Origin of the sequence: Streptomyces sp. GbtcB6 (assembly GCF_019091475.1) — a bacterium.
Lineage (GTDB): Bacteria > Actinomycetota > Actinomycetes > Streptomycetales > Streptomycetaceae > Streptomyces > Streptomyces hyaluromycini.
Genome location: NZ_JAGXJL010000164.1, coordinates 1 through 1,029, shown reverse-complemented (window position 1 = coordinate 1,029; position 1,029 = coordinate 1). Strand labels below are relative to the sequence as shown.

Below are 1,029 nucleotides of genomic sequence, written 5' to 3'. Positions count from 1 at the left end.
GCCGGACTCGCCGACCAGGCCCACGGTCTCGCCGCGCCGGACCGTCAAATCGACGCCCTGGACCGCGCGTACGTCGCCGCCGCGACGGCCCGGCCGACGGTAGGTGACGCTCAGGTCGCGCACCCGAAGGAGCGGGGTTTCCGTCAACAAGGCGGTCCCGTCGGTGTGTTCAGTCATGCGCGGCTTCTCCGATCAGCTCGGCCGGCCGGATGCACCGCGTCGAGCGCTCCAGCGTCGTCAGGTACGAGATGACGACGGGTTTCTCCCGGCACGCGTCGGTCACGCGCGGGCAGCGGTTCTGGAAGTGGCACCCCACGGGCCACTGCGACGGCGGCGGTACGGCGCCCTCCACGGCGGGCAACGGCTCGCCCGGTACGGCGTGATGGGGGTCCGACCTGAGCAGCGCCGCCGTATAGGGGTGGGCCGGAGTCGTGACCATCGCGGTCACCTCGGCCTCCTCGACGACCTCCCCGGCGTACATCACCACGGCCCGGTCGCACAGGTCGGCCAGCACTCCCCAGTCGTGGGTGATGAGTACGACGGCTGTGCCGCCGCTCCGCAACTCCCTCAGCAGGTCAAGGATTTCGGCCTGCACGGTCACGTCCAGAGCGGTTGTCGGCTCGTCGGCGTCCACCAGCGCGGGGTTCCCGGCCAACGCGGCTGCGATACCCACCCGTTGGGCCATGCCGCCGGCCAACTGGTGCGGGTAGCTCTTCGCCACCCGGGCCGGGTCGGGGAGCCGTACCTTCTCGAAGAGTTCCAGTGCACGCTGCCGTGCCTCCTTGCGGGTGCAGCCGGTGTGCAGGCGAACCACCTCCGCGACCTGGGCGCCGGCGGTGAAGGACGGGTCCAGGCCGGAGACGGGGTCCTGGGAGATCCAGCCGATACGGCGCCCGCGCACCCTGCGCAGCGACGCGGCGTCGGCTCGCGCCAGGTCCTCGCCCTCGAAGCGGATGCTGCCCGCGGTGGTCTCGCCGCCCGCCGGCAGCATGCCCAGCAGCGAGGTCGCCGTGGTCGTCTTGCCGCAGC

1 protein-coding gene is annotated in these 1,029 nt (G+C 72.2%); it reads right to left on the bottom strand.

Annotation, left to right across the window (positions count from 1 at the left end):
* Window positions 1–169: 169 nt before the first annotated feature.
* Window positions 170–1,029 (bottom strand): ABC transporter ATP-binding protein (locus KVT45_RS55010; protein WP_217562642.1); only part of this gene is annotated, 860 nt, incomplete at its 5' end.